Source organism: Bradyrhizobium genosp. SA-4 str. CB756, from assembly GCF_000473125.1.
GTDB classification, from domain to species: domain Bacteria; phylum Pseudomonadota; class Alphaproteobacteria; order Rhizobiales; family Xanthobacteraceae; genus Bradyrhizobium; species Bradyrhizobium arachidis.
In genome coordinates, this window is sequence record NZ_KI421499.1 from 2413393 (window position 1) to 2438622 (window position 25230).

The window sequence follows — 25230 nt, forward strand, 5'->3', positions numbered from 1 at the left end:
CCGCCTTGGTGCAAACGATGCAAACGGAGGCCGGTTCCATGCGCAACCGAGACATCATTGTCATCGGGGGCTCCGCCGGAGCCACCCAACCGTTGAAGCAAATCTTGGGTGGTCTGCCCGCGGACCTACCCGCCGCCGTCTTCGTCGTCCTGCACATTCCGGCCCAAGGTATCGGCATCCTCTCGACCGTCGCCAGCAATGCCGGCCCGCTTCCGGTCCGGCAGGCCGAGAACGGTATGAAGATCGAGCCGGGTCGGATCTATCTGGCCGCGCCCGACCATCATCTGCTGCTCGCTGAGGATCGCGTCTTCCTCGGCCGCGGCCCGCGTGAGAACATGGTTCGTCCGGCGATCGACGCCTTGTTCCGCTCCGCGGCCCTCAACCACGGGCCGCGGGTCATCGGGGTGCTCCTGAGCGGCCTTCTCTCCGATGGCGTCGCCGGCCTCAACGCCATTAAGCGCTGCGGCGGGATGACCGTGGTCCAGGATCCCGCGGACGCCATCGCCGACGAGATGCCGCGGCGCGCGATGGAGGCGACCACCATCGATCTCTGTTTTCCCGGCGCCGGTATGGGAGACGTTCTGTCCGAACTCGTTAGGGAGCAGGCCGGCGCCGCTCTGCCGATCCCGCCCGAGATCAGGCTCGAGGTCGAGATTGCCGCCGGCGAACGGATCGGCAGCGACAGCCTGATGGTGATGGCCGATCCAGTCGCGCTGACCTGCCCGGCCTGTGGCGGCGTCCTGTCCCAGGTCAAGGATGCCCGTCCGACGCGTTTCCGCTGCCAGGTCGGGCATGGCTTCACCGCCGATACGCTCGCTAAGGAGCAGGAAGGGCGGGTGGATGAAGCCTTGCGGGTCGCGCTGCGTATCATCGAGGAGCGGGCGGAACTGGTGCAGCGCATGGCGGCCGAGGGCCGGCGTGCCGGGCGGGCCGCTGTCGCGGAGATGTACGAGGTGAGGGCTGCCGAATACCGCGAATATGCCGACATGATCCGGCGCGTCGTGCTAAAATCGCTCGATCCTCCCGTTCGCAAGCGGGAGGCGTGAAGGCTCTGCCATGGCCATCTCCCCTGCCGAACGCACCGCGCAGCTCAATGCCGAGCAGAGCCTCCTGGTGAAGGCCGACCACGACATCGAGGAAGGCTGGCAGCGCATCCGCGATCAGGAAGAACGCGTGCTTGAACTCATGGCCGGCGGCCACGACACCCGTCAGGCGGAGCGGCTGGTGCAACTGCTCAAGGAGACGCTGGTCGAGTGGGAGCGTCACCGGACGCTGATCGAGGAGCGCGTGGCATATCTCCAGCGCGAGGTCGATCTGGGCAACTGAAGGCCGCTGCCCTGGCTGCGTATCCGGCGCTCCAACCTCGGCCGTTTTCGTTGCATTGCGGCTTTTGCCAAGCCGGGCACGCCCGGGCTTTCGGGCTGGAACCGACCGACCACGCCTGGTACGGGCGTGAGTAACACTTCGGGACATTTTGGCCTTTGATCTGTTGGGGTAATATCGATTTCTGCTATTTGCAGGGGCCGGTCCCTGTTGGTTCCGGTCGGTGAACGAAAGCTGCCAGAGCCATGAATGAAATCGGCGACCAGCCGGTCGAGGGAGAGCGTCAGATCAAGTCCCCGCTGATCATCGGCGTCGGTGCCTCGCCCGCCGCGCTGGACAGCATCGAACGTTTTTTCGCCAAGCTCAGCGTGGGCACGGATCAGGCCATTGTGCTGGCCCTTCAGCATCACGAGGCTTTCGACGAAGCCCGGCTGCGCCGGATCGTTCAGGACTCCAACGGCAGCAAGGTCGCCGATATCGGCGATGGCCATGCGATCGAGGGCGGCACCATCTACCTGTGCCCGCCGGCGATGATCACTACGATCCAGGGTGAGCGGTTCGCGATCCGCAAGGCCGAGCAGGCGCCCGGCGAGCGTGCCACCATCGACAGCTTCCTGGTGTCGCTGGCGGAGGAGCGCGCCGAGCAGTCCATCGGCGTCATTCTCGCCGGCACCGGCGGCGACGGCACGCTCGGCACCGCGACCCTGAAGGATCACGGCGGCCTCGCCATCGCCGAGAAAGTCGTGAGCCAGGAAGAGGCCGACCAGCTGCACGACAGCAATAGACCCGCCGCCATCGCCGATTACGTGCTGTCGCCCGAGGACATCCCGGAACATATCCAGGTCTACGCCCGACATCTGCGGCGCCTGGACGAGAAGCAGGGTTTCGACGAGGTGCTCGCCGCGGCCGCGACCTCGCTGTCGCGCATCGCGGACATCCTGCGCAACAAGACCGGGAATGATTTCCACGGCTACAAGCAGAACACCTTCCTGCGCCGCGTGCAGCGGCGCATGCAAGTGGTCCAGATCGACGAGATTTCCGCCTATGTCGATCTCCTGCGCAACGACAAGGACGAAGCCCAAAACCTCTTCAACGATCTCCTGATCGGCGTCACCGAGTTCTTCCGCGACAAGCGCGAGTTCGAGGTGCTTGAGAGCCAGATCATTCCGAGGATATTCGAGGGCAAGGCCGCGGGCCAGCAGGTGCGCGTCTGGGTGCTCGGCTGCGCCACGGGGGAAGAGGCCTATTCGATCGGCATCCTGCTGCGTGAGCACATGGCCCGGATGGACTCCGCGCCGCAGGTGCAGATCTTCGCCACTGACATCGATGGCCGTGCGCTCGCCGCCGCGCGCGTCGGCCGCTACCGCACCAACATCGAGGCCGACATGACCGGCGAGCGCCTGGCGCGCTGGTTCGTGCGCGAGGGCGACACCTATTGCGTGGTCAAGGAGCTGCGCGAGATGTGCATCTTCTCGCAGCACAACGTCATCAAGGACGCGCCGTTCTCCAAGCTCGACATCGTCTCCTGCCGCAACCTGCTGATCTACCTCAATGCCGAATTGCAGAACCGGGTGATCCCCCTGTTCCACTTCGCACTGCTGCCGGACCGCTATCTGTTCCTCGGCAATTCCGAGAACGTGACGCGGCATCCAAAGCTGTTCGCGCCGGTCGACCGCCGTGCCCGCATCTTCAAGAAGCTCGAGACCGGAACGCGGCTGCCGCCGGAATTTCCGATCACGACCGCGGCGGGCAGGGCGCCGGTCGAAGTGCCGCCGGTGCGCTCGTTTGGGCCCGACGTCGGCCTGGAACGCCGCGCGCAGCGGATCGCGGAGCGCTATGCGCCCGCCTACGTCATCACCGACGACAATTTCCAGATCCTGCATTTCTCCGGACGGACGGGCCGTTACATCGAGCCGACGGCGGGCGCCGCCACGCTCGACCTCCTGCAACTCGTGCATCGCGATCTCAGGCTCGAGCTGCGCACCGCGCTCAGCCGCGCGGCGGAGACGGGCGAGCCGGCCCATGCCGAGCAGGTGCAACTCGGCGTCAACGGCCACCGCGTCCTGGTCGACATCACCGTCGAGCCGATTCAGGAGGGCGCCGGCAGCCAGCGCAACTTCGTCGTCCTGTTCAAGGACGGCCCGGTTCGCACGATGGAGGCGAACCAGGGCAATCCCAACGTGCTGGTGCGCACCGAGCATGTCGAGCGTCTCGAAAGCGAGCTGCGCGCGACGCGCGAGCGCCTCCAGGCGACCATCGAGGAGCTCGAAAGCACCAACGAGGAGCTGAAATCCTCCAACGAGGAATACCAGTCGCTCAATGAGGAGCTGCAATCGGCCAATGAGGAGCTCGAGACCTCGCGCGAGGAGTTGCAGTCGGTCAACGAGGAGCTGACCACCGTCAACGGCGAGCTGGCGCACCGCGTCCAGGAGCTGACGCGCGCCACCAGCGACCTCAAGAACTTCCTCGAGAGCACGCAGATCGCGACCGTGTTCCTCGACAACGATCTGCGCGTGATGAACTTCACGCCGGCGATCACGCAGGTGCTGCATCTCGTCGAGACCGACACCGGCCGCCCGATCGCCCATATCAAGGCGCGCATCCCGATCGAGGAGCTCTACGACGACGTCCGTCGCGTGCTGCGCACGCTCGCCGCCGCCGAGCGCGAGCTGAGCGCGCCCGACAGCGGCACGCGCTACATCGTGCGCATCCTGCCCTATCGCAGCATCGACAATTTCATCGCCGGCGTCGTCATCACCTTCATCGACGTCACCGCGATCACCCGCGCCGAGGAGCGGCAGCGCCTGCTGCTGGCCGAGCTTCAGCACCGCGTCCGCAACACGCTCGGCGTGGTGCGCTCGATCGCCCGCCGCTCGGCCGATTCCAGCACCACCGTCGAAGAATATGCCTCCCATCTCGACGGCAGGCTCAACGCATTCGCCCGCACCCAGGCGCTGGTGACCCGCGATCCCGAAGGCGGCGTCGACCTCGAATATCTCGTGGTAGAGGAGCTGCTCGCCTACAACGCTCGCGAAGGCGAGCAGATGCGCGTCTCCGGCCCCAAGGTGCGCTTCCAGCCCAAGGCCGCGGAGACCTTCGCGCTCGCGATCCACGAGCTCGCGACCAACGCGCTGAAATACGGCGCCTTGAGCCAGCCGGCCGGGCGCATTGAAATCAGTTGGCGCCTCGACGAGAGCACGGAGCCGGCGGAGCTCGTGTTCGAATGGCGCGAGCGCGGCGGGCCAAGGGTCACGCCGCCGCCGCGCAAGGGTTTCGGCACCGAGCTTTTGGAACGCACGCTGGCGTTCGAGTTCAAGGGGCAAACCACGATGGCATTCAATCCGGCCGGGTTGCAATGCACGATCATGATTCCCCTCAGCAAGCGCGCATTCCACACACCCGTGGTGGCTGGCTGATGACTCTGTCGACCTCCGATCGAAGCCTGGTGGAGCCGGTGGTTCGCCGGCTGAGCGCGCTGAGGCCGTTGTCGACTGAGGCCCGCGCATTGCTCGAATATGCCATGCTCGAAGGCCTGCAACGCGCCGGGGCCGGCGAGGACCTGATCTCGGAGGGCGATCCCGTCGACAGCGTCCGCATCGTGCTGTCGGGCTGGCTCTGCCGCTACAAGACACTCGAGGACGGAAGGCGCCAGATCGTCAATTTCATCTTCCCCGGCGAGAGCTGCGATGCGCACGCGTTCCTGCTGTCGGTGATGGACCATTCCATCGCGACGTTGACGCCGGCGATCTATGCCGAAATCAAGCGCGCGCGGTTCGAGAGTCTGGTGGCGGGCGATCGCTCGCTCGCGGACGCGTTCTTGTGCGAAACCCTCATCAACACTGCCATCCAGCGCGAATGGGCGATCAACCTCGGCCGTCGCATTGCGCTGGAGCGTGTGGCGCATCTGTTCTGCGAGATCTTCGAGCGGCTTCGCCCCGTCGGCATGATCGACGGCAATTCCTGCATCATGCCGATCACGCAGATGGATCTCGCCGACGCCACCGGGCTGTCGGTGGTCCATCTCAATCGCACCGTGCAGGAACTGCGCGCCTCCGGCCTGATCGTGCTGCGCGACCGCACGCTGACCATCAACGATCTCGGCGCGCTCAAGGACGCAGCGCTGTTCTCGCCGAGCTACCTGCAACTCTATCGGCGCAGTTGATCGATTTATGTTCGAAAGGCGGCGTGCCTAATCCCCAATCTTGATCCAGGTTAGGCGAACGCGAGAGTTTTGAGCCAATGACGTCGTTTGAGTAACTTACGCAAAGGCGGGATACGGCTGCTGCTCCTATGATGGGCAATGCAAAATGCACTCTTTGCCCGCGCGACCCGCGCCATCGAAGCAAGCCGCGTTCTCCGCGACCAGCACCGGCAGGTGACGGAGCAGCACGACCGGACCTTGGCTGCTGCGCGACTTGCGGTGATGGATAGCGCGATGGCGCGCTCGGAGATCAAGGCCCATCGCGACAATCGAACAGACGAACCTGATTGAGGGCCGAGACGGACAACTCGCGGAACCCGAGCAACCGTTTGGTGTGTAGGACGTTGATGGCTCGCCATGCCGATCCGGCTTTGGCAACCACCCTGTGACCGGAACGCAACGACGCGCTCTGCCTCATGGTCAGGGAGAACGCCTCATGCTGACACGGCGTCGATATAGACAAACCGACTTGCTGGAGACGCGCTTGGCTGCCGAAGCGGAGCGGCTGCGCGAGCAAGCCAAAACGCTTCCGCCCGGGGCCGCGCGCGACGAGACGTTGCGCAAGGCACGCCAGGCGGAGACGGGGTCTCAGATGAGCGAATGGCTGCGCTCGCCCGGCTTGCAGCCGCCGAACTAGACGGCGATCCGGGCGCGTGCAGACGCGCATGAAGTGCGAGCTGCACGCGCCGGGAACGGGTCAGATGTCGGCGCGTACCGATGCGCTGATGTCGTGGGCAGAAACCGGAAAAATGAGCACCACGTCCATCGTCCCCGTTGCGTCCGGTTGTCACCCGGCGGTGCCTCCGGTCAACGCCCCTTCGCCGCTTTGGTTCGCCTGTTATAGGGTGAGCGGTTGGTCGGCCTCAACGAAATCCCCTTGCGTTGCGCCTTGCTGCGAATGGCCGCGACCGGACGCTGAAGCTTGACGCTCATCACGCCCGTCGGCGTGTTTCCCTTCGCGAGCTGCTTCAACTTGCTCACGTCCGCAGGCGTCCACGGCTGGCGCGCGCGCCGCTTGTACGCGGGATTTGCCTTGCGTGGTCCCTTGCGGCCGATCGGTGAGCCCGGCCGCTTCCATGCTGCTTTCGCCATGATGATCCTCCTTCAGGTCCTTCATGAACCAGCGAATCAGCATTTCGGTTCCGGCGCATTCGGTCTCGCAATGCACCGCCTCTCGCCGCGCATATTCACGCTGTCGACGAACCGGTGCCGCAGTGCGCACGCGCCTTGCGCAAAATCACCCAGCGTTAACTTATTGAAATGCTGGAACCCGTTGCCGGGGCGGAAGCTACCGACGCTGCCGGACTGGGCCGCCCCTGGCCGGCAGGCAACTGACAGATACTTGGGCCCCGGCGCCCGATCCCCCGCCGGGGCCTATTTCCCTCTATCCGAAATCACCCGCGAAAGACCAAATGACCGCCAAACGCAACCGCAGGAAACAGACCCAATCGCTTCAGGAGCGATTGGCCGCATTCGCCGAAAACGCCCGCGAGCGCGCGCGCAGTCTGCCGCCCGGCAAGGAGCGCGAGATATTGCTGCGCCGCGCCAAGCAGAACGAGGTGACCTCAAACCTGACAGACTGGCTCAGCGCGCCCGTCTACCCAAGACGAGGAGAATGACCATGCGGAGCATCAAGCATTATCGCGCCTTCCAGATCGATCCGGACGGGCATGTGTTCGGCTGCATCAATCTCGTCTGCGACAATGACGAGCAGGCCAAGCGCGAGGCCGCGGCGCTCGTGCTGGTCCACCGCATCGAGCTGTGGCGGCTGGACCAGCGGATTGCGCAATTCGATCTGCCGCAGGAGGCCGTTCACCAGTAGAGTGGAGCGGAACCGCGCACGGCGCCCCGGGTTGGTCGCATGAGACCGACTTCGCGAGGGAGCCAGCATGACGGAAGCCGACGTTCGCAAGGGAATGCCGCCCGTCAAGCTGTCGCGCGAGGAGTTCGAGCACCGTTACAAGAGCCAGTTCATCGATCCCGCCTTTGCGCCGCTCGGGCGCGAGCTGGATGCCATCGTCAGTGCCGCCTGGGACGCCTACAGCCATTCGCGCAAGGCACCGCTGACGCGCAAGGCCGGCCCCGGATTTACCGATCCCGACTACGACATCGCCCTCGACTGGCTGGATGCGCGCGTCGCGCTGCTGGCGGCGCAGCGGCGGCATGACGATGCGAGCGAGACGCCGCGCATCCTGATCATCAACGGCTCGGCGCGCAGCGAGCACACCTGTCCGGGCGAGATGTCCAAGACCTGGCGCCTCGTGAAGCTGGCCGAGCCGGTCTTCGTCGAGATGGGCTTCGCCGTCGACATCCTCGATCTGTCGCGCCTTGCTTCCGAATTCGGCAAGACCATCCATCCCTGCAAGTCCTGCGTCTCGACCGCGATGCCGCTCTGCCACTGGCCGTGCAGCTGCTATCCGAACTATTCGCTGGGACAGACCAGCGACTGGATGAACGAGATCTATCCGCTCTGGGTCGCGGCGCACGGCATCCTGATCGTGACGCCCGTGAACTGGTATCACGTGCCGTCCGGGCTCAAGGCGATGATGGACCGCATGGTCTGCGCCGACGGCGGCAATCCCGATCCGACCTCGACCCACGGCAAGACGGCCAAGGAAGCCAAGGCGATCGAGCTGAAGGGCTGGCCGTATCCGCGCCATCTCGCCGGCCGTCACTTTGGCCTCGTGGTTCACGGCGATGCCGTCGGCGCCGAGGGCGTGCGCCGGGCCCTGTCCGACTGGCTCACCGACATGCACCTGATCTCCGCGGGCCGCTTCGCCGAGCTCGACGGCTATATCGGCTACATGGACCAATACGCCACCTCGCACCACGAGCTCGACGAGGACAGCGAATTTCAGCAGGAGGTCATGAATGCGGCGCGCGCGCTCGGCGACGCCGTCAAGCTGGCGCGGAGCGGGCGCCTTGAGGAGCCCGGCGCGGGTCTTCAGGATCCGAATCCCAAATGACCGGTGCACAACCGATCGATTGCCTGATCGTCGGAGGCGGCCCGGCCCGCATGATGGCCGCGATCTATCTGGCGCGCTTTCGCCGCCGCGTCTGTATCGCGGACACCGGCGCGAGCCGGGCGGCGCTGATCCCGCGCAGTCATAACGTGCCGGGCTTCGTGCACGGCCTGTCCGGCGCCGAGCTGATCGCGCGCATGTCGGCGCAGCTGGACGAGCTCGCCGTCACGCGCGTCGAGGCCGAGGTCACCGCATTGCAGCGGCTCGCGCACGGCTTTCAGGCGAGCTGGCGCGGCGGCGCGCATGAGGCCGCTACGGTCGTCCTCGCCAGCGGCATCGTCGACACCCATCCGCCGTTCGACGAATGGCGCGTGGCCGTCGCGGACGGGCTGTTGCGCTATTGTCCGGTCTGCGACGCCTTCGAGGCGATCGGCCGCCGCGTCGGTGTCGTCGACCCGCTCGGGCGTGCCGCCGGCAAGGCGCTGTTCCTGCGCGGCTACTCGCCCGATGTGACGCTGCTCGCAACCGGGCAGGGTGACGACGAGGCCGCGATGTCGCGGCTGGCCGAGGCCGGTGTCGAGGTGGTGTTCGCGCCCGACCTGCGCTTGAGACGCGCGGCGGACAGGATCGAAGCCGTGTTTGCGGACGAAAGCACGGCGCAATTCGACATGGTCTATCGCGTCATGGGCGCAGAGGTGCGCTCAAAGCTCGCGGTGTCGCTCGGCGCAGAGCATACCGCCGACGGTTACCTGAAAGTCGATGACCATCAACGCACGTCGGCCGGAGGTCTCTACGGCATCGGCGACGTCGTCACCGACCTGCACCAGATCTCGGTCGCGTTCGGCCACGCCGCAATCGCCGCCTGCACCATCCACAGCAGTCTGCCGCGGCGGCTGGCATGAGAAGCGGGGCCCCGACATCGGCGAACATGACGGCAGGATCATCCACCAAGACCTCGGTCTACGCGGCGTTGTTCGGCAACATCCTCGTCGCGATCACCAAGATCGGCGCGGCGGCTTGGACAGGAAGCTCGGCGATGACAAGCGAAGCCGTGCATTCGATCGTCGACACCACCAACGAGATCCTGCTGCTCTATGGCTACCGTCGCGCGAGCCGGCCGCCCGACGAAGCCCATCCGCTCGGCTATGGGCGCGAGCTGTATTTCTGGAGCTTCATCGTTGCGCTGCTGATCTTCGCGCTCGGGGCCGGTGTCTCGCTGTATCAGGGCATCATGCATGTCGCCGCGCCCGAGCCGATCGAGGATCCCACCGTCAGCTTCGTGGTGCTCGGACTGTCGTTCTTGTTCGAAGGCGGCTCCTGGCTGGTCGCGGTGCGGCGCTTCAGCGCCGATGCCCGGCGGTTCGGATATTATCAGGCCTTCGTCCGCAGCAAGGATCCTCCGGCCTTCATGGTGCTGCTCGAGGACAGCGCGGCGCTGGTCGGCATCGTCATTGCCGCCGCAGCGACTGCGGCCGCAGTGTGGCTGGCGCAGCCGGTCTGGGACGGCGTCGGCTCCATCCTGATCGGGCTGTTGCTGACGATCGCCTCGATCGGCCTTGCCCGTGAGAGCAAGAGCCTCCTGATCGGCGAGCCCGCCGATCCCGAGCTTGCGCGCGCCATCCTCGACATCGCAAGGCACTCGCCCGGCGTGCTGCGGGCCAACGGCCTGTTGACGGTGCAGCTGTCGCCGGCCGAGGTGGTCGCGGCCCTGAGCATCGAGTTTGCCGACGACAAGCGCGCCGACGACATCGAGCAATGCGTGGTTTCGATCGAGACAGAGATCCGCAAGCGCCATCCGAGCGTGGCGGCGCTGTTCATCAAGCCGCAGACCAATGCCCGCTTCCACGCGGTGCGGGCGCGGCGCTTCGGCTAGCGCCGTCCGCGCGGTTCCCCGGGATCTCACAATCGGCCAGCCGGCAGGAACGATCGAAGCCTCGCCTTGGTTGAGCGTGAGCGGGCAGGGCCGCATCGAAGGCGCAATTGGAGAGACCGGATGGCTCAATCCGAAGAGATGAACCGCTGCATCGCGCTCTGCATGAGCTGCTACCAGACCTGCCTCGGCACGGCGATGAACCACTGCCTCGAGACCGGCGGCAAGCACGTCGAGCCAAAACACTTCCGCCTGATGATGGCCTGCGCCGAAATGTGCCGGACGGCCGCGCATTTCATGCTGATCAACACGCCGCATCACCGGCACACCTGCGGCGAATGCGCGGAAATCTGCGACGAATGCGCCGCCGATTGCGAGCGGATCGGCGGCATGGACGAGTGCGTCGCGATGTGCCGCTCCTGCGCTCAATCCTGCCGCGCCATGGCGGCCTGAGGGACAAGCCCATGTTGGAAGAGAAGCTCAAGGAAGCCATCATCGGCGAGCTGGAACGTCAGGCGGCCAACCGGCCGCAGGCGCTGAAGGTCGAGGGTGGAGGCGATGCGAAAGACTCGGAGGAGCTTATCGTCAACGGCCGGATCGATCTTGCCGCGCTCGCCATGGTGATCGCGGGATCGGTTGCCGGCGGGCCGTAAGGCGCGATTGTAACCGCTTGAAATCGCAGCCGATGCGTCCGCGCCGCCGCGCGCGGGCCTCAGCCATATTCCTCGCCGATGCCGTATTCCCGGTAGATCTCCAGCGGATCGAGGTCGGGAAACAGGCGGCATTTGGCCTGCGCGAGGTGCAGGCTCACTGCCGCCGGCTCTTTGCCGTTCGCCAGCATCTTGCGAAGATCGTCCATATGCGCGTTCGGCTGGTGCTTAGGTTCGAGCTGCTCCAGCGCAACCAGCGCGGTCGCGAGCGCCTCGGTCAGAACCCATTCGTCGTGGCCCGTGATTCCCTTCTTCGGCATCGGCAGACCCCACATGTGGCGCTGCCAGTCTATCGCGACTTCGGCCAAATCTCCATTGCCGGCGGCCGGGCGCCAGCTTGCATTATGGCCGAGCGTGGCTAAAAGGCGGCGAGTTGCGGGCGCGGCGGTATCTTTCTTGAAACGAAGTTGGCGTAGAGGGACCTGCACGGCGTCCAGGCCGGCTGTTCCGCTCTGGGTTTCCCTGATCCCGTACCCGCAACCCGATCCGGTTGCGCACCCCTCAAGGCTCGAGCCAGCATGGTCTTCCTCAGCTTCGTCTACCGCTTCGTCACGAACTTCGCGTTCCTGGCGGTCGTCTATTTCAGCCTGAACTTCATGGAGAAGTATCCGAACCGGGCGATCCTGGCGATCCTGGTGCTGGTCTATTCCGCCATGCGCGCGGCCTCGACGCTGCGCGCGTTCTACTTCTTCCAGAAGATCGAGAAGCTGGAGGCCGAGACGCGCCGCCTCCAGGCGCCGATCAACGACGGTTCGGGTGGAACCAACGCGCGCAAGCAGGTCGTCGCCGACGTCGCGCGGCTGCGGCGCGACGGCGAGCTCAAGTCCTATATGGACCTGTTCTTCCTGGCGCTGATCGTGCTGCTCTGCGTCGCCGCCATCATGCGGCAATGACAACTCAAGCGCGCTTCTTCACGCCGGTCGCAATGCGGGTCGGGCGGGGCGTGGTGCCCTTTGCCTGCGCTGCATGCTTCAGCGTGCCATGCGCGGCGTGCGCGGTTCGAGGCGCGCGTGACTTTGTGGCCTTGCCCTTGGCCGCATGCGGCGTCTCGGCCGCCATCGCCAGCCGCGTCGCGGCGCGCCGCGACAAGGTCGTCGACAGCAGCACCTCGACCGAGCCCTCGGGGATTGCGAACAGATCGCGGCCCGGCGCGGCGAGGGTGGATGCGACATCCATCTGGGCCCTGGTCCGGGGCGGCAGCAGCGGCTGATGCGCGGCTTCCGCGTTCAGATCGGCGAGCGAGGGCGCCGGCAGCGACTTGGTCTCCGTGAACACGAAGGTCGGAACGGCCGGCCAGCGCGCGATCGGCGTCGTCTCGGTCGGCGGATGCAGCAGCCATTCCACTGCCGTCGTCGGCGTCGCCGGCTGGTCAGCAGTCGCCGGCACCACGTGCACGATGCGATAGCCCTTCGCCTTGAGGTCGCGGATGATCTTCGGCAGCGCCGCCACCGTGCGCGGCTGGATGTCGTGCAGCAGCAAAATGCCCTTGCCCTTGGCCTCCAGCCGCTGGATCGCGAGCTGGTAGACGCGATCGGACGACACATGGCGCCAGTCGTCGGCCGGGAAGTCGGCGCTCCAGACCTGGATGCCGCGCGAGATCAGATAGTTCTCGACGCCCTCGGCGCGCATCAGGCCGGGAATGCGGAAGAACGGCGCGAGCTTTGTCGGATCGGTCATCGCCGCCGAGGTCCACTGGATACCGCCGTTGATCTCGGGCTCGAATTTCTCGGCCGGCATCCGGTCGAAGGTCAGCGGATGGTCCATGCTGTGCGTGGCGACGGTATGGCCCGCCGCCACCAGCTTGCGCACGCCTTCGGGGTTCGCCTTGGCCTGCTGGCCGATGATGAAGAAGGTCGCCTTGATGCACTCGTCGGCGAGGATCTGGAGCACCTGGTTGGAATATTTCGGCAGCGGACCGTCGTCGAAGGTTAGCACGACCTCGTGGTCCTTCAGCGGCAGCGTCTCGCGGTACTGCATCGTGCCGATGCGCGGATGCTCGCGCGGATCGACCACGAGGGTGCGTGAGGTCCCGAGCGCGCCCGGATGCCCAGGGCATTCGGCCGCCAGCGCCGCCTGCGAGGCGGTGCCCAGCAATCCCAACACTACGCCAAGGACGGCCCACGATCGCGTCCCGAAAACAACGCTACGTCCGATCATGAAACTCGGTCTGCCCTCATAAGATTGCCGTCTTAGTAGGTCGGAGACGCCCCGAAACGGTTCAGGCGCAAGTCCCCAGCCATCTTTGCATGGCGTAGCATGAACAGAGTGTTAATAGGGCTCAAATCACCCCTTTTTGCGCCGACGTGACATTCCGGCATCAACGCGCGTCGGCGTTCTTCTGTGATGTCCCCGCCGGGACCACGTGAACCACGCGATAGCCGTTCTCCCTCAGATACCGCAGGAAGGCCGGCATGATCGCGGCCGTGCGCGCCTTGGGATCGTGGAAAAGGATGATGCCCTTGCCGGCAGCGGCGAGGCGCTCGGTGATGAGCTTCAATTCCTGCTCCGGCGTCATCTCGTTCCAGTCGCTGGCCCAGAGGTCGGCGCCGAACACGACGATGCCACGCGACTGGAGCAGGTCGAGCTCGGCTTGCGTCGCTTCGAAATAGGGAAAGCGGAAGAACGGCGTCGAGGGCGTCGTGGTCGAGACCCCGTGCAGCGCCATCTCGCCGGCCGCAATCCCGCGGTCGATCTCGCTCTTCGCCTTCTCGAACGGGATCCGCGCCATGAACGGATGCGACCATGTGTGGTGGCCGATGGTGTGGCCCTCGCGCGCGATGCGCTTGACCATCTCAGGATGCTCGGCTGCGTGCAGGCCGATCAGGAAGAAGGTCGCGCGCACGCATTCCTGCGCCAGCGCTGCCAGCACCTTCGACGTCGTCGGTGGATGCGGGCCGTCGTCGAAGGTCAGCACGACCTCGTGATCGGCAAGCGGCAACGTCTGCGGAAAGCTCTTCACGCCGACGCGCGGCGTGGTCTTGGCGTCGACGCTGAGGACACGCGAAGTGCCGAGCGCATCCTTGCGCGGGCAGTCGGCGGCCTCCGCAGAGGCGATGCCGCCGAGGGCCGCGAGGACCACGCCCAGCGACATCGAGGTCCACCGCAGTCGAAGCATCTTTGTCATTGCGCTCGGAGTTGCCTTGTGGGTATTGCCTGAACCATCAGCTCAGATCACACGTTCCAACCTGTCAAACGGCGAGGCGCACCATGGATGAACATATGGACGGTGCTCCATCCGCCGAGGCCTCGGTACTCGACCACGTGCCGATGCGCAATGAAGACGGCGAAATCCGGCACGAATTCGTCGAGGAAATCGCCCATGCGATCGAGGCCGGCGACAGCGCCGCGCTGCGCGCCTGCGTCGCCGAGCTGCACGAGGCCGATCTCGGCGACCTGATCGGCGCGCTCGAGCCCGACGACCGCGTCCGCCTGGTCGAGCTCACGGGCCGCGATTTCGACTTCTCCGCGCTGAACGAGGTCGACGAGGCCGTGCGCGAGGAGATCCTCGAGGAGCTGCCGCCGGAAACAGTCGCCGAAGGCGTCCGCGAGCTCGAATCCGACGATGCGGTCGAGCTGCTGGAGACCCTCGACGAGGCCGATCAGGAGGAGATCCTCGAAAAGCTGCCGTTGCAGGAGCGCGTCGCGCTCGAGCGCAGCCTGCTTTATCCGGAAAATTCCGCCGGCCGCCGCATGCAGACCGAGTTCATCGCGGTGCCCCATGATTTCACCGTGGGGCAGGCGATCGACTACATGCGCGAGACGCCGGATCTGCCCGATCGCTTCTACGAGATCTACGTCGTCGACAAGGATCAGCACTGGCAGGGCGCAGTCCCGCTCGACGTGCTCTTGCGCGCGCGCCGCCCGGTGCCGCTCACCGAATTGACCGATGAGGACCGCCGCCGCGTCTCCGTCCTGGAGGACCAGGAGGAGGTGGCGCGCATGTTCGGCAAGTACAATCTTGTCGCAGCCCCCGTGCTCGACACCCAGGACCGCCTCGTCGGCGTCATTACGGTGGACGACGTAGTCGACGTCATCGAGGAAGAGGCCGACGAGGACCTCAAGGCGCTCGGCGGCGTCACCAGCGACGAAGAGCTGTCGGACACGTTCCTGACCATCGCGCGCGGCCGCTTCAACTGGCTGCTGGTCAACCTCGCCACCGCGTTCCTGGCGTCCTCGGTGCTTGGCCTGTTCGAGGGCCAGCTGGAGAAGATGGTCGCGCTCGCCGTGCTGGCGCCGATCGTGGCGAGCCAGGGCGGCAATGCCGCGACCCAGACCATGACGGTCGCGGTGCGGGCGCTGGCGACGCGCGAGCTCGGCTCCTCCAATGCCTGGCGCGTGATCATGCGTGAGACCCTGGTCGGCCTCGTCAACGGCCTCGCCTTTGCCGTGATCACGGGCATCGCCGCGGTGGCTTGGTTCAAGATCCCGGGCCTTGGCATCGTCATCGGGCTCGCCATCATCTGCAACCTCGTTGCCGGCGCGCTCGGCGGCATCCTGATCCCGATGGCGCTCGAACGTGTCCGGGCCGATCCGGCGGTGGCGTCGGGCACGTTCGTCACCACGGTGACCGACGTGGTCGGGTTCTTCTCCTTCCTCGGTATCGCGACGTTGTGGTTCGGGTTGAAGTAGGGCCGCCTTTCTCTCCTCGTCATTGCGAGCGAAGCGAGGCAATCCAGAATCCCACCGCGGCGGCAGCCTGGATTGCTTTGTCGCAAGGGCTCCTCGCAATGACGGGGAGAGAGCTGCGCAGAACCGGGACCCCTGACTTCCCGGGCCAGAGGCGGTTATCTTTAATCCGAACTTAAGCGACCTGCCGCATCATCATGCCCGCTTGAGGGAATGGACATGCGGTTGCGGCTGAAGGCGGACGGACGGATCGTCGAATTGCGGGATGGGCAGGAATATCCGGTCCAGCCGAGCGCCAATGCCGGACCTGGCGACGCCGGCTCGCTCGCGGTGCGCGACCTGCGCCGCCGCGCCTGTCTCACCCAGATGGAGTTCGCCGCAAAGCTCGGCGTTCCCGTCGAGACCATCCGCAATTGGGAGCAGGGCAAGCGCGCCCCGCGGGGACCCGCCCGCGCTCTGCTCGCCGTGATCGCACACGCGCCGGAGACGGTGTTCCAGGCGCTCGCCAAGGCCTGATCGCCAAGGCCTGACGCGAACCTCCCGTTAGCATTGCCCTGAATATCCGGCCCGAGCGCCGCGGCATTCGTTGGCAGTGTCACCGACCGGGTCCATAATGATATCAGGGGCTGCCGCAACAGAGAGGATTCCTCATGCTGTTCGTCGAGGCCAGTGGCGCAAAAATCCCGGCGATCGGGCTCGGGACCTGGGAGCTGGAAGGGCGCACCTGTGCCCGCGTGGTCGAGCAGGCGCTGCGGCTCGGCTACCGCCACATCGACACCGCGCAGGTCTACGACAATGAGCGCGAGGTCGGCGACGGCTTGCGCGCCTCCGGCGTGCGCCGCGATGATATCTTCCTCACCACAAAGGTCTGGACCAATCACTTCGCGCCCCACGATCTCGAGCGCTCGGTCAAGGAGAGCCTGGCGCGCCTGCGGCTTCCTTCCGTCGATCTGTTGCTGCTGCACTGGCCCAATTCGCATGTGCCGCTGGCGGAGACGCTGGGCGCGCTGTCGCATGCCAAGCGCATGGGCCTGACCCGTCACATCGGCGTCTCCAACTTCACCGTGGCGCTAATGGAGCAGGCGGTGGCGCTGTCATCCGAGCCGCTGGTCTGCAACCAGGTCGAATACCACCCTTACCTGGACCAGGCGAAGGTGAGGGCGGCCTGCGACCAGCATGGCCTTGCGCTGGTCGCCTACAGCCCGGTCGCCAAGGGCCGTATCAAGTCCGACCAGAGGCTCGCCGCCATCGGCCGCGCGCATCGCAAGACGCCGGCCCAGGCCTGCCTGCGCTGGCTGGTGCAGCAGAATGTTGCGGCGATCCCGCGCACCTCGCGCGTCGAACGCCTGTCGGAAAACATCGATATCTTCGATTTCGAGCTCTCGGGCGAGGAGATGGCGGAGATCGCCGCGCTGGCGAGCCCCAAGGGCCGCCTGACGGATTTCGGCTTCGCGCCGAAATGGGATTGAGGGGGGACTGGGGTATGCCAGGCATGATCCGGAAAAGTGCGGTTTTCCGATAAGATCATGCCCAACCAGAAGCCTAAAACGCAATGACGGTTGATCCCGACCTCATCGCGTTTTAGGACCGCGACGGCAACCCAAGATCGGTCGATGGAACTGCGGAAGATCATACGGACGGACATTGCGGCGTCGGCGATCGCGCATCTGACGCTGGTGGCGCTGATCATCGTGATCAGCGAAGTCCATCCGTTTCATGCCGCCGCGCCCGAGACCGTTTCGGTCGACATTGTCACGCCCGAGCAGGTGAAGCAGGAGGAGGCCAAGGCCGAGGAGAAGGCTCAGGAGGAGGCAAAGGAAAAGGAAAAGCCGCAAGAGCCGCTTCCCGACCTGAAGCTGCCGAAGCTGGATTTCACCGACAAGGACAAGGCAGAGGCGGCGCCGAAGCCTGCGGCCAAGGAGAAGGCCACCGCGGCATCGCCGAAGCAGCAGGCATCGCCCGAACCGCAGCAGAAGCAGCCGCAACCCTCGCAGGCGGCGAAGCAGCGCGAGGCCAACGTGCAGCCTCAGCAGTCGCAGCCTCAGCAGCCGCAATCTTCGCAGCCCCAGCCGCAGCCGTCGCAATTGCCGCCGCCGCAGCCGCTGCCGCAAATGCAGCCTCAAGCGGCGCAGCCGCCGCCACAAGCGCAGCCGGAGGCCGCGCCGCCGCCGGCCTATCAGGCGCCGGAGCCCGACGTCACCGTCAAATACGGCGTCATGCTGGGCCTGCCGCCCGAACTACCGCCCGAGCCGAAAGACCTGCCCAAGGATGACGGTGGCGACGCCAAGGATTCAATTGCGGCCAAGCTGCCGCCTGAGGTCGTCGCCGAGCTGCGCCGTCATTTGCGAAGCTGCGCAAAACTGCCGGCCGGGCTCACGCCGGCCGACAATGTCCGCATCAAGCTGCGCACGGTGTTCGCCACCGACGGCACGCTGGCACGCGAGCCGATCCTGATCGAGGCCCCGCCGTCGGCGAAGGGCGTGGCGCTGGTGAAGTCCGCGATGGCCGCGCTCCAGGCCTGCCAGCCCTACAAGATGCTGCCGGCCAATTTGTACGAGGAATGGAAGGTGATGGACCTGCCGTTCTCGCCGCGGGATCTCGGGTCTTAGCTCACCCTGGGGACTACGGGTCCCGGATTGCCCAACGGGCAAAACACCCGCGCGGCTGTCAATCGAACCCTTGAGAATATTCCGCTTTACCGAAATTCGGATTTGTCGTATATATCGTCCATCCCGGCTCATCCTTGAGGGGCGATCATGTGGTCGCATGGTCGCGAGCCGGGCTTGCGGTGGACGCGGCAGCGTCGGGCGCGAAAGTGCGGGCAGGGCGGATTGCTCTCCGTGAGCCCAGAGCTTCGCGCGGACAGACGGCGCTGTCAGGGGGCGCTGGATGACTTCTGCCGCCCGATTGATGCGGCGCGCACACCTGATGGCGTCTCGCCGAAGCGTCGGCGGAACGAGCGATCGAAATGAGAAAGGTCACCAAAGCCGACTGCAAACGCGATATCAATGATGGCCAAATGCAGATGGTGCGGGTCAGCCAACATCGCGAAGGCACGCTCAAGCCGACACCCTGCAAGGTGCTCGGTGAACGACTTTCCGGTCCCTTCGAGCAATTTTTGCACGTATCGCCGCGACATACCGAGCGTTCCAGCAACATTGTCCAGATCGAAATTGGGATCGCCGAAGCGTTGCGCGACCTCCGCCAGGATCGCCTGAAGCTTGGCCGCCTTCACACCACGCTCCGTAACCATGTCTGCAGCTTCGGCGGTCGGCCCGAGCGTCGCGGCCACGAGATCGAGGAGATGTACGCCGACGGTGGACGCCAGTTTTGATGACGGAGGTTGTTTGAAGGATGCGAGCGACCGCAGGTAGCGACCGAGCAATCTAAGCGCCGGTCCGCGATGCACCGGCCGACCTGAAAGATCTTCCGGCTGCGCAACCAGAGACCTAAGGGCAGCAGCCTGCACGGTCACGAATTTGACGCTGCCGCCACGCGGCCCAAACACGCGCAGCGGCCTTCCCCGGTCAATCAAACAAGCGGAGCCAGCGTCATAGACATTTTCCTGGCCAGCATTTGCAAATTGGACCGGTCCAGCCTCGACGATGTTCAGTCCGAATTGGTCACGGCTATCCTTGAGGTGGTGCTTGCAACGGATGAACTCCACCGGCGTGGTGACAATGCTACAAACGCCAACCGCGCCGAGCGACAAGTAGGTGACGTCGATACGTGGGCGGCCGCCGTTGTGATCTATCACGTCCAAGGCAAGGTTCAGCCGCGCAAACTCCTCTCGGAACGTGGAGAACCGAGCGCGCTCTGGCAGCATCTCGGTCGACCATCGCAAAAGCGCAGATGAGTTTGACATGCCGGTCTCCCGTTTCGGCGCCCAACCCCGCAAGAGCGACTGGACTATATCGGACTGCGCTTCGGTGCAGGTGTGAGGTGGATTACAAGGGAGGACTTCAAGAAAATGACGAGGAATTTCCCGTCAGACTTTCGATGCTGACACGGTTCGCATCGAGGTTGCGATGATGCGCGAAATTTCGTAACGGCCCGAGAAGATTTCCGCGTAGCCGCTACGAGAAGACTGCAGATCATTCGGTAGATGATGGAGGCCTCACTGCGGCCAATCCTTGCAGAGAGCGATGCCGATCATGATCAGCGAGCCGATTGCGACCGCCACCGGGCAGATAAAGGGCAACTCTTCCAGCACGCTGATAAAGACTGCCCGCAATCGAAGAGTTCTCCTCATATGCGCGAAGCGCAAACCTGCCGCACCCATCGGACATCTCCGTTTAGCCCCCAGCAGCAGCGGTCTGATATTCCGCGCCAAATGGGGCCGAGCTATTACCAGTTCGGGTGTTCCTTAAAGCAAGGTGAAGGAACCCTTTAGCTCGTAAGGACGCGCGTTACCGGCAGAATGATCCGCGTCGTGATAGGCCACGCGGCTTTGATTGGACACTAGGCACACCGGGGTCGTTCATGCGATCCGAGGCTTTGCTTGGCTAGGAATATCGCCGCATGTGGAACTGGATGATGCTCGGGCTGGAAAGCAACCGCGTGATCGGCCTGCGGATGGCGAAGCTGATGCGCGGCGGCAAAGCCGCTCAACGTGAAGCCCAACTCATGGTGAGTGAGAAATTCTTTGCGGCGGCGAAGGCCGGTAAAAGCCTGATGGCCGGGGCATCCGGAGACAAGATTGTCGCGCAGTATCGAAGGAAGGTTGCGGCCAACGCCAAACGGCTCAGCCGCAAACAAACACACAAGCGAAAATCGCGCTGATCCTTCGACGGCGGGGCTTACTTGCTCTGCTGCTTAACCGCCCACAGCCGGTAGGCTTCGTCCTTGTAGAGATCATCTTCGGTTGGCGGCGGGATCAGCTTCGACTAGCAGCAATCGTTGGTCAGCATGTTAGCTTGGAGGCGATTACTCCGGATGAGCCGGGCCGGGCGGTCGTACGCAAGTGGGTTCTCTTGTGGCGACGTTTCGACTAGCCTCGCTAGCTCGGCCAGCAGCCGCTGACCACGCTGCACCATGTCAGACCTGCGGTGCACACTTCAGGCAGGCGCTCAAAGGGACAGAAGCGCTATTGCCGCGAGCACCGTGTTGAGGGCACCGATCGCAATGATGGCGGCCGTTACGATCCGGTCATGCCTCATCTTACTTCCCCAGCGCTAGAGAGCGGTATTTCAGCACAGTACCTGAGCGGGAAAAAGGGCCAATGCCTGACCTTTAGCGAGAGTGCTGCAAATCAGAACTGATCCTGCACGCGCCGATATGCCGGATGCTTCGCGTTCTTCACCCACTCAAAGACTACCAGGGCGAACGGCTCAGGCTGAACGGCGGGATTTTCCATGCGGATGGTGCTTGAAGAAGAGATCAAGCTTCACAGGTTCGCCGGTATCTCGCCAGAACAATCTTTTGCCCATGCTGCCCGCCACCGCCAGGCGATGGTGGCCCCCGAGCAGAATATGATCATCCGTTGCTATGGCGATGACCTCGCCGGTTTCATCAACGATGACTTTCATGCAGCGCCTCCAATGCAGCGCGCGTCCGTCAGCGCAGCGCGATAATACGCAAAAAGTAAACCTTGTGTCGGTCTCCGCGTTCCAACCGTGAAGATCACGGCTTGCGTAAGCCACTCCGCGCACCCCATTTCTGTGCGAGTTGGTACAAAACGAAAGCGCGAAATCAAAAACTGCAAATATCCTCACACGGCGCGGTCGCGCTACCCCCGGTGGCTGCGGGCCCCAAAATAACTTGAGGCTTGAAAGGGGCGGTCCCCTCCAGGGCGCTCGTCGCGTCATCGCGCGTTTGGTCTTATGATCTAGGGGCGGAGGCGAGGTCGTCGACGAAACTCGGTGCGGGCACGTAAGCGCCTCGGGATGCCTCGGATTTCGCTTTGTTCCGCTGGAGCTGCGAGCGTCTGTGCGTCGCCCGTCGGGCAAAACACCCGCGAGGCTGTCAAGAGGGCTGTCTAACGTAGCGAGATCGCGATCGGCACTTCATCGGGACCCGAATGGTTGAACGAACTTAAGGTTCGCATCACAAGGGAGGGATCGACGAAGATCGGCAAGCATACCACGATCTGTGCCGGGATCGAGACCGGCAAACGGAAGCTTGATGTGGCGATCGAGGGCTACGAGAGCGGAAACCTGAGAGCCCGCCTTTGAGATCAATGACCGCGCTTCTGAACGTCCCCACCATCCGCAACCACCTCCGGCGCCATCGCAGCCCAGGCGTTGGACGCGAATTGCCGTCGCCAGGTCACGACCACCACCGCCGCGGTGCTGACGAACAGCACCCAGGGGCTGACGAACCAGCCGAGATAGCCGAGCGCGAAGAAGAAGGCGCGCTGGCCGCGGTTGAAATGGCGGCCGGCGGATTCGAACACGCGCGTGGTGCGGATGACATGGGCTTCGGCTTCCGGCGTGCCGCGCTGCGAGGCCGGCGGCATCCCGCCGAACAGGATCGCGACATAGTTGAACAGGCGATAGGCCCAGGCGAACTTGAAGAAGGCGTAGACGCAGATCAGCACGAGGCCGACGCATTTCAATTCCCACATGGCGGGGGAGGTGCTGAGATCGATCGGCAGCTTGCCCAAAATGGTGATGGCGTCGTTGGTGGCATGCAGCAGCGCCAGCGCGCCACCGAGCGCGAACAGGCTGGTGGAGGCGAAGAAGGCGGTGCCGTTCTGGAGCGAGGCCATGATCTGCATGTCGACCATCCGTGCCTCGCGATCGAGCAGGCGGCGCACCCAGACCTCGCGATAGCGGTTCATGCGCGCCGACAGGCTGTCGCGGCCATAGGCCGAATGCTCCAGCGTCAGTGCATAGACCAGCCATTCGATGATGAAGAAGCCGACGGCGGTGATGTCGACCCAGTGCCTGCTCATGTCTCTCTCCTCGCGGAGCGGCAACGATTGCCATGCATGGCGGGACGCAGCAACGATTGATTGGCGGCAGGCGATGGCGCTAAAAGCGGCTGCATCCAGAAGACTCGGGAAGGACCAGTGACATGGCAGCGCTGAAACTCGCGATCGGCAACAAGAACTACTCGTCATGGTCGATGCGGCCCTGGCTCGCGCTCCGCGCCAACGACATTCCGTTCGTGGAGACCGTGATTCCGCTCTACACCGACAATCCCGCGGACAAGGAGCAGATCCTCTCCTTCAGCCGCGCCGGCAAGGTGCCGGTGCTGGTCGACGGCGACATCACCGTGTGGGATTCGCTCGCCATCATCGAATACATCGCCGAGCGCTATCCGGAGAAGAAGCTGTGGCCCGACGACGTCGCGGCCCGCGCTCATGCCCGTTCGGTGTGCGCCGAGATGCACTCCGGCTTCATGGCCTTGCGCAACGAATGCGGCATGAACCTGCACCGCCCCGTGCGCCCCGTGACGCTGTCGGCGGACGCCAAGGCCAACATCGCGCGGGTGCAGGAGATCTGGCGCGAGTGCCGGACCCGCTATGGTGCCAACGGACCGTATCTGTTCGGCCGCTTCGGCGCGGCGGATGCGATGTATGCCCCGGTCGTGCACCGTTTCCGCACCTACGCCATCGAGGTCACACCGGAGACCAAGGCCTACATGGACACGATGATCGCGATGCCGGCGTTTCAGGAATGGACCCGCGACGGCATCGCCGAAACGCTTGTCATCGAAAAGTTCGAGACTGCTTAACTCATGAATGTGATTGCGCGCCGCTTGACGCCCTGTGCGAGGGCGGCGCCCAATCGCCAGGGAATGCAAGGAGAGGGCATCGTCGCAAAGCTCCAGCAGTCCGGCTTCGGCGAGCAGGTCAAATCCTGGCTCGGCGATGGCCAGAACCTGCCGATCTCGGCCGACCAGCTCCGGGCCGTCCTTGGCAACGACACCGTCCGCCAGCTGGCCGCGCGTTACAACATTCCGGTCGATCAGCTGGGCGAGATCCTCGCCCAGGAACTGCCCAAGGCGGTGGATCATGCAAGCCCCGACGGCCATTTGCCCCATACCGCCTGAAGCGGGCCGTTCCGGCGTTACCAGCGGCCGCCCGGTTCCCTGGCCATCATCCTGAAAACACTGACAGATCGGGGTGTTTGCCATGCCTGTATACTGCTGGCCAAAGCGGCCGGCCGCGTGCTATACAGCGGCCCGGGTTTAGCCGGTCCGTCGCAGTGGGACCCTGGGCACGGCCGGCGCTGTTTGAGTGATGGAGATGGGCGTTGAAGCATAAATTCCCCGTGGGAGCGCGCGTACTTTTCACGGCCAGCAACGTCGCGCGCCCTGCTGCGAGCGGCTCGTACGAGATCATCCGCCTGCTGCCGACGGAAGGCGACGACTGCCAGTACCGCATCAAGAGCTCGACCGAAGCCTTCGAACGCGTCGCCAAGGAAAGCCAGCTCGCGCTGTCCTAAGGGCTACCTGCGCCTTGTCGCGCCTCAAGGAATTTGTATCCTGCCGCCGTCAAAAGGCCGCTTCACCTTCGCAAGGTGAGCCGGGGCCAGTTGCCGACTCGCGGTGCTCGCTTGACCATTCGCTCTCAGCTCGCGTGAGGGGACGTCGCGCATGGACTGGGCTTGGGCCACTTCGCTCGACCAAACCTGGCGCTCGTCGGCTTTCCCGATGTGGATGACGCTGGCCGCTGCCGGCTTCTTCGGATTGATTCTGCTGATCACGCTGCTGCGCGCCGAGAGAACGGTCGCCAACGGCGCGCTGGCCGTGATCGCGCTGCTCGCCATCGTTATCGCCGTCGCCGCCACCATGCGCCTCTATGGGTCGCTCGGGCACGAGACGCCGGTTGCTGAAGGCCGCGCGCAGGCCACGGTCGTCGCGGGCCTGCCGGCGCTGTCCTGCCTCGACGAGCTCGCCGGCGATACCGTGGCCGCCGGCTGCGAGAGGGCGCTGTTCGGCGCGCCCGACGCGGCCGCCGCCGCCGTCGTCTATACGGCAAGCCGGATCGACCGGCTGACCGCGCTCGGCGATGCCGCGACCGCCGAGAAGAGCCTGACACAAGACATGAAGTTGCTGCGCAAGACGCTGGAGCACGATCGCTACGGCCTCGTCGCCCAGGTGCTGGTCGCGCGCGACGGCTGCACGCAGTTCGATTGCCCCGCGTTCCGCTCGCTGACCGATCAGCAGCAGGTCGCCGCCAACATGGATTCCCATCTCTACGATCAGCTGGTCGCGCGCTACGCGCCGACCTGGGGCGCGCCCACGACGCCGGGGGCGCTGCCGGCCAATGCTGCGCTCGCCGGGCTGCCGCCGTCGATGCCGACGGGCAAGCCGACCAATGCGGAGTTCCCGAGCGCCTCATCGACGCCGCCGGTCAGCATCATGACTCCCGAGCCGGCGCCACGCCAGGCCGCGCCTGCCGCAAACGCCGCGCCAGCCCCGCGCGCACCGGCGGCGGCCTCGGCGCAAGCCGCTGCGCCTGCGGCACCGGCGGCCGCCGCCAAGAAGCAGCCTGCCGCGAAGCGCGCGCCCGCCGCTGCTCCGGTTCCGCTTGCGCCGCCGGCCTCGACACCGGCTCCGCCGGCTGCGGATAACGAATAGATCGGC

At 65.0% G+C, this 25230-nt stretch carries 30 protein-coding genes and 1 pseudogene; 23 read left to right on the forward strand and 8 right to left on the reverse strand.

The genetic code is table 11. The features are described from left to right. Positions 1–38 precede the first annotated feature (38 nt). The 6 genes from BRAGE_RS0111880 (at position 39) to BRAGE_RS0111905 (ending at position 6161) form a co-directional block, all read left to right on the forward strand. Entirely contained in the window at positions 39–1046 is a 1008-nt protein-coding gene (locus tag BRAGE_RS0111880; RefSeq protein ID WP_027559729.1) for a chemotaxis protein CheB, read from the forward strand. A 10-nt stretch (positions 1047–1056) separates the two neighbouring features. Beyond that, a complete protein-coding gene (locus BRAGE_RS0111885; protein ID WP_027559728.1) occupies positions 1057–1326 on the forward strand; it encodes a hypothetical protein in 270 nt (89 codons plus the stop codon). A gap of 242 nt (positions 1327–1568) precedes the next feature. Further along, complete coding sequence (locus tag BRAGE_RS0111890; protein ID WP_027559727.1) at positions 1569–4739, forward strand: CheR family methyltransferase; 3171 nt, start codon at positions 1569–1571, stop codon at positions 4737–4739. Beyond that, entirely contained in the window at positions 4739–5485 is a 747-nt protein-coding gene (locus BRAGE_RS0111895) for a Crp/Fnr family transcriptional regulator (protein ID WP_027559726.1), read from the forward strand. The genes BRAGE_RS0111890 and BRAGE_RS0111895 overlap by 1 nt, the downstream gene beginning before the upstream one ends. 138 nt (positions 5486–5623) lie before the next feature. Further along, on the forward strand, positions 5624–5815 hold the full coding sequence (locus BRAGE_RS0111900) for a hypothetical protein (protein WP_027559725.1): 192 nt from the start codon (positions 5624–5626) through the stop codon (positions 5813–5815). Between the two features lie 145 nt (positions 5816–5960). After that, positions 5961–6161: a hypothetical protein gene (locus tag BRAGE_RS0111905; protein WP_027559724.1), complete on the forward strand. Its 201-nt coding sequence runs from the start codon at positions 5961–5963 to the stop codon at positions 6159–6161. A 201-nt stretch (positions 6162–6362) separates the two neighbouring features. Here the strand turns inward: BRAGE_RS0111905 and BRAGE_RS0111910 are convergent, their stop codons facing one another. Continuing rightward, positions 6363–6659: a hypothetical protein gene (locus BRAGE_RS0111910; protein ID WP_156950850.1), complete on the reverse strand. Its 297-nt coding sequence runs from the start codon at positions 6657–6659 to the stop codon at positions 6363–6365. Positions 6660–6936: 277 nt separating this feature from the next. Between BRAGE_RS0111910 and BRAGE_RS0111915 the strand changes: the two genes are divergently transcribed. The 7 genes from BRAGE_RS0111915 to BRAGE_RS0111945 all read left to right on the forward strand — a co-directional run bounded on the left by BRAGE_RS0111915 (position 6937) and on the right by BRAGE_RS0111945 (position 11010). Beyond that, on the forward strand, positions 6937–7143 hold the full coding sequence (locus BRAGE_RS0111915; protein WP_027559722.1) for a hypothetical protein: 207 nt from the start codon (positions 6937–6939) through the stop codon (positions 7141–7143). 2 nt (positions 7144–7145) lie between these two features. Continuing rightward, positions 7146–7346, forward strand: a complete 201-nt coding sequence (locus BRAGE_RS0111920) for a hypothetical protein (protein WP_027559721.1) — start codon at positions 7146–7148, stop codon at positions 7344–7346. A 67-nt stretch (positions 7347–7413) separates the two neighbouring features. After that, complete coding sequence (locus BRAGE_RS0111925; protein WP_027559720.1) at positions 7414–8490, forward strand: flavodoxin family protein; 1077 nt, start codon at positions 7414–7416, stop codon at positions 8488–8490. Further along, on the forward strand, positions 8487–9389 hold the full coding sequence (locus BRAGE_RS0111930) for an NAD(P)/FAD-dependent oxidoreductase (protein WP_027559719.1): 903 nt from the start codon (positions 8487–8489) through the stop codon (positions 9387–9389). Before BRAGE_RS0111925 ends, BRAGE_RS0111930 begins: the two co-directional genes overlap by 4 nt. Before the next feature lie 26 nt (positions 9390–9415). Then, on the forward strand, positions 9416–10360 hold the full coding sequence (locus BRAGE_RS0111935; protein WP_027559718.1) for a cation diffusion facilitator family transporter: 945 nt from the start codon (positions 9416–9418) through the stop codon (positions 10358–10360). Between the two features lie 120 nt (positions 10361–10480). Continuing rightward, positions 10481–10810, forward strand: coding sequence for a four-helix bundle copper-binding protein (locus BRAGE_RS0111940; RefSeq protein WP_027559717.1), 330 nt, complete (start codon positions 10481–10483; stop codon positions 10808–10810). Between the two features lie 11 nt (positions 10811–10821). After that, positions 10822–11010 carry a hypothetical protein gene (locus tag BRAGE_RS0111945; RefSeq protein ID WP_027559716.1) on the forward strand — a complete coding sequence of 63 codons (189 nt, stop codon included), beginning with the start codon at positions 10822–10824 and terminating at the stop codon, positions 11008–11010. Positions 11011–11069: 59 nt separating this feature from the next. Here the strand turns inward: BRAGE_RS0111945 and BRAGE_RS55810 are convergent, their stop codons facing one another. Next, on the reverse strand, positions 11070–11327 hold the full coding sequence (locus tag BRAGE_RS55810) for a hypothetical protein (RefSeq protein ID WP_181411698.1): 258 nt from the start codon (positions 11325–11327) through the stop codon (positions 11070–11072). Positions 11328–11585: 258 nt separating this feature from the next. Here BRAGE_RS55810 and BRAGE_RS0111955 point away from each other — a divergent pair, with 258 nt between their 5' ends. After that, positions 11586–11960: a hypothetical protein gene (locus BRAGE_RS0111955; RefSeq protein ID WP_027559714.1), complete on the forward strand. Its 375-nt coding sequence runs from the start codon at positions 11586–11588 to the stop codon at positions 11958–11960. A 4-nt stretch (positions 11961–11964) separates the two neighbouring features. On the opposite strand, the gene BRAGE_RS0111960 is transcribed toward BRAGE_RS0111955, so the two are convergent. Together BRAGE_RS0111960 and BRAGE_RS0111965 are read right to left on the reverse strand one after the other, a co-directional pair. Then, positions 11965–13224 carry a polysaccharide deacetylase family protein gene (locus BRAGE_RS0111960; protein WP_027559713.1) on the reverse strand — a complete coding sequence of 420 codons (1260 nt, stop codon included), beginning with the start codon at positions 13222–13224 and terminating at the stop codon, positions 11965–11967. 160 nt (positions 13225–13384) lie between these two features. After that, a complete protein-coding gene (locus BRAGE_RS0111965) occupies positions 13385–14158 on the reverse strand; it encodes a polysaccharide deacetylase family protein (protein ID WP_027559712.1) in 774 nt (257 codons plus the stop codon). A gap of 116 nt (positions 14159–14274) precedes the next feature. On the opposite strand from BRAGE_RS0111965, the gene mgtE reads away from it, so the two are divergent. The 4 genes from mgtE to BRAGE_RS0111985 all read left to right on the forward strand — a co-directional run bounded on the left by mgtE (position 14275) and on the right by BRAGE_RS0111985 (position 18302). Continuing rightward, on the forward strand, positions 14275–15696 hold the full coding sequence (gene mgtE, locus BRAGE_RS0111970; RefSeq protein ID WP_027559711.1) for a magnesium transporter: 1422 nt from the start codon (positions 14275–14277) through the stop codon (positions 15694–15696). 210 nt (positions 15697–15906) lie between these two features. Further along, positions 15907–16209 carry a helix-turn-helix domain-containing protein gene (locus BRAGE_RS0111975; RefSeq protein ID WP_027559710.1) on the forward strand — a complete coding sequence of 101 codons (303 nt, stop codon included), beginning with the start codon at positions 15907–15909 and terminating at the stop codon, positions 16207–16209. 134 nt (positions 16210–16343) lie between these two features. Further along, entirely contained in the window at positions 16344–17162 is an 819-nt protein-coding gene (locus BRAGE_RS0111980; RefSeq protein ID WP_027559709.1) for an aldo/keto reductase, read from the forward strand. Positions 17163–17306: 144 nt separating this feature from the next. Then, positions 17307–18302, forward strand: coding sequence for a hypothetical protein (locus BRAGE_RS0111985; protein ID WP_027559708.1), 996 nt, complete (start codon positions 17307–17309; stop codon positions 18300–18302). Positions 18303–18568: 266 nt separating this feature from the next. Here BRAGE_RS0111985 and BRAGE_RS51640 read toward each other — a convergent pair whose 3' ends face one another. Together BRAGE_RS51640 and BRAGE_RS55815 are read right to left on the reverse strand one after the other, a co-directional pair. Then, on the reverse strand, positions 18569–19558 hold the full coding sequence (locus tag BRAGE_RS51640; protein ID WP_084334351.1) for a helix-turn-helix transcriptional regulator: 990 nt from the start codon (positions 19556–19558) through the stop codon (positions 18569–18571). Between the two features lie 252 nt (positions 19559–19810). Then, positions 19811–19975: a hypothetical protein gene (locus tag BRAGE_RS55815; protein ID WP_167336496.1), complete on the reverse strand. Its 165-nt coding sequence runs from the start codon at positions 19973–19975 to the stop codon at positions 19811–19813. A 239-nt stretch (positions 19976–20214) separates the two neighbouring features. Between BRAGE_RS55815 and BRAGE_RS0112000 the strand changes: the two genes are divergently transcribed. Beyond that, positions 20215–20475 (forward strand): hypothetical protein, encoded by a 261-nt coding sequence (locus tag BRAGE_RS0112000; RefSeq protein ID WP_027559707.1) that lies wholly within the window; start codon positions 20215–20217, stop codon positions 20473–20475. A gap of 548 nt (positions 20476–21023) precedes the next feature. On the opposite strand, the gene BRAGE_RS52705 is transcribed toward BRAGE_RS0112000, so the two are convergent. Next, on the reverse strand, positions 21024–21221 hold the full coding sequence (locus tag BRAGE_RS52705; protein ID WP_084334349.1) for a hypothetical protein: 198 nt from the start codon (positions 21219–21221) through the stop codon (positions 21024–21026). A 647-nt stretch (positions 21222–21868) separates the two neighbouring features. Beyond that, a complete protein-coding gene (locus BRAGE_RS0112025; RefSeq protein WP_027559705.1) occupies positions 21869–22588 on the reverse strand; it encodes a DUF599 domain-containing protein in 720 nt (239 codons plus the stop codon). 122 nt (positions 22589–22710) lie between these two features. Here BRAGE_RS0112025 and BRAGE_RS0112030 point away from each other — a divergent pair, with 122 nt between their 5' ends. The 4 genes and pseudogenes from BRAGE_RS0112030 (at position 22711) to BRAGE_RS0112045 (ending at position 25224) form a co-directional block, all read left to right on the forward strand. Continuing rightward, a complete protein-coding gene (locus tag BRAGE_RS0112030) occupies positions 22711–23373 on the forward strand; it encodes a glutathione S-transferase family protein (RefSeq protein ID WP_027559704.1) in 663 nt (220 codons plus the stop codon). Positions 23374–23448: 75 nt separating this feature from the next. Further along, positions 23449–23691 (forward strand): annotated as a pseudogene (locus BRAGE_RS48450) (YidB family protein); the annotation flags it as partial. Positions 23692–23894: 203 nt separating this feature from the next. Continuing rightward, complete coding sequence (locus BRAGE_RS0112040) at positions 23895–24086, forward strand: hypothetical protein (RefSeq protein ID WP_027559703.1); 192 nt, start codon at positions 23895–23897, stop codon at positions 24084–24086. A 151-nt stretch (positions 24087–24237) separates the two neighbouring features. After that, positions 24238–25224 carry a hypothetical protein gene (locus tag BRAGE_RS0112045; protein WP_027559702.1) on the forward strand — a complete coding sequence of 329 codons (987 nt, stop codon included), beginning with the start codon at positions 24238–24240 and terminating at the stop codon, positions 25222–25224. Positions 25225–25230 lie beyond the last annotated feature (6 nt).

Excerpts from the sequence above, each read along its gene's own strand:
- BRAGE_RS52705 (WP_084334349.1), bottom strand. The coding sequence starts at position 21,221 with ATGAAAGTCATCGTTGATGAAACCGGCGAGGTCATCGCCATAGCAACG.
- BRAGE_RS0111925 (WP_027559720.1), top strand. The coding sequence starts at position 7,414 with ATGACGGAAGCCGACGTTCGCAAGGGAATGCCGCCCGTCAAGCTGTCG.
- BRAGE_RS55815 (WP_167336496.1), bottom strand. The coding sequence starts at position 19,975 with ATGGGTGCGGCAGGTTTGCGCTTCGCGCATATGAGGAGAACTCTTCGA.
- BRAGE_RS55810 (WP_181411698.1), bottom strand. The coding sequence starts at position 11,327 with ATGCCGAAGAAGGGAATCACGGGCCACGACGAATGGGTTCTGACCGAG.
- BRAGE_RS0111940 (WP_027559717.1), top strand. The coding sequence starts at position 10,481 with ATGGCTCAATCCGAAGAGATGAACCGCTGCATCGCGCTCTGCATGAGC.
- BRAGE_RS0111920 (WP_027559721.1), top strand. The coding sequence starts at position 7,146 with ATGCGGAGCATCAAGCATTATCGCGCCTTCCAGATCGATCCGGACGGG.
- BRAGE_RS0111980 (WP_027559709.1), top strand. The coding sequence starts at position 16,344 with ATGCTGTTCGTCGAGGCCAGTGGCGCAAAAATCCCGGCGATCGGGCTC.
- BRAGE_RS0111915 (WP_027559722.1), top strand. The coding sequence starts at position 6,937 with ATGACCGCCAAACGCAACCGCAGGAAACAGACCCAATCGCTTCAGGAG.
- BRAGE_RS0112025 (WP_027559705.1), bottom strand. The coding sequence starts at position 22,588 with ATGAGCAGGCACTGGGTCGACATCACCGCCGTCGGCTTCTTCATCATC.
- BRAGE_RS0111985 (WP_027559708.1), top strand. The coding sequence starts at position 17,307 with ATGGAACTGCGGAAGATCATACGGACGGACATTGCGGCGTCGGCGATC.
- BRAGE_RS0111905 (WP_027559724.1), top strand. The coding sequence starts at position 5,961 with ATGCTGACACGGCGTCGATATAGACAAACCGACTTGCTGGAGACGCGC.
- BRAGE_RS0111880 (WP_027559729.1), top strand. The coding sequence starts at position 39 with ATGCGCAACCGAGACATCATTGTCATCGGGGGCTCCGCCGGAGCCACC.
- BRAGE_RS0111930 (WP_027559719.1), top strand. The coding sequence starts at position 8,487 with ATGACCGGTGCACAACCGATCGATTGCCTGATCGTCGGAGGCGGCCCG.
- BRAGE_RS0112030 (WP_027559704.1), top strand. The coding sequence starts at position 22,711 with ATGGCAGCGCTGAAACTCGCGATCGGCAACAAGAACTACTCGTCATGG.
- BRAGE_RS0111895 (WP_027559726.1), top strand. The coding sequence starts at position 4,739 with ATGACTCTGTCGACCTCCGATCGAAGCCTGGTGGAGCCGGTGGTTCGC.
- BRAGE_RS0111975 (WP_027559710.1), top strand. The coding sequence starts at position 15,907 with ATGGACATGCGGTTGCGGCTGAAGGCGGACGGACGGATCGTCGAATTG.
- BRAGE_RS0112000 (WP_027559707.1), top strand. The coding sequence starts at position 20,215 with ATGTGGAACTGGATGATGCTCGGGCTGGAAAGCAACCGCGTGATCGGC.
- BRAGE_RS0112045 (WP_027559702.1), top strand. The coding sequence starts at position 24,238 with ATGGACTGGGCTTGGGCCACTTCGCTCGACCAAACCTGGCGCTCGTCG.
- BRAGE_RS0111965 (WP_027559712.1), bottom strand. The coding sequence starts at position 14,158 with ATGTCGCTGGGCGTGGTCCTCGCGGCCCTCGGCGGCATCGCCTCTGCG.
- BRAGE_RS0111890 (WP_027559727.1), top strand. The coding sequence starts at position 1,569 with ATGAATGAAATCGGCGACCAGCCGGTCGAGGGAGAGCGTCAGATCAAG.
- BRAGE_RS0111955 (WP_027559714.1), top strand. The coding sequence starts at position 11,586 with ATGGTCTTCCTCAGCTTCGTCTACCGCTTCGTCACGAACTTCGCGTTC.
- BRAGE_RS0111960 (WP_027559713.1), bottom strand. The coding sequence starts at position 13,224 with ATGATCGGACGTAGCGTTGTTTTCGGGACGCGATCGTGGGCCGTCCTT.
- BRAGE_RS0111900 (WP_027559725.1), top strand. The coding sequence starts at position 5,624 with ATGCAAAATGCACTCTTTGCCCGCGCGACCCGCGCCATCGAAGCAAGC.
- BRAGE_RS0111945 (WP_027559716.1), top strand. The coding sequence starts at position 10,822 with ATGTTGGAAGAGAAGCTCAAGGAAGCCATCATCGGCGAGCTGGAACGT.
- BRAGE_RS0111910 (WP_156950850.1), bottom strand. The coding sequence starts at position 6,659 with ATGCTGATTCGCTGGTTCATGAAGGACCTGAAGGAGGATCATCATGGC.
- BRAGE_RS0111885 (WP_027559728.1), top strand. The coding sequence starts at position 1,057 with ATGGCCATCTCCCCTGCCGAACGCACCGCGCAGCTCAATGCCGAGCAG.
- BRAGE_RS0111935 (WP_027559718.1), top strand. The coding sequence starts at position 9,416 with ATGACGGCAGGATCATCCACCAAGACCTCGGTCTACGCGGCGTTGTTC.
- mgtE (WP_027559711.1), top strand. The coding sequence starts at position 14,275 with ATGGATGAACATATGGACGGTGCTCCATCCGCCGAGGCCTCGGTACTC.
- BRAGE_RS51640 (WP_084334351.1), bottom strand. The coding sequence starts at position 19,558 with ATGTCAAACTCATCTGCGCTTTTGCGATGGTCGACCGAGATGCTGCCA.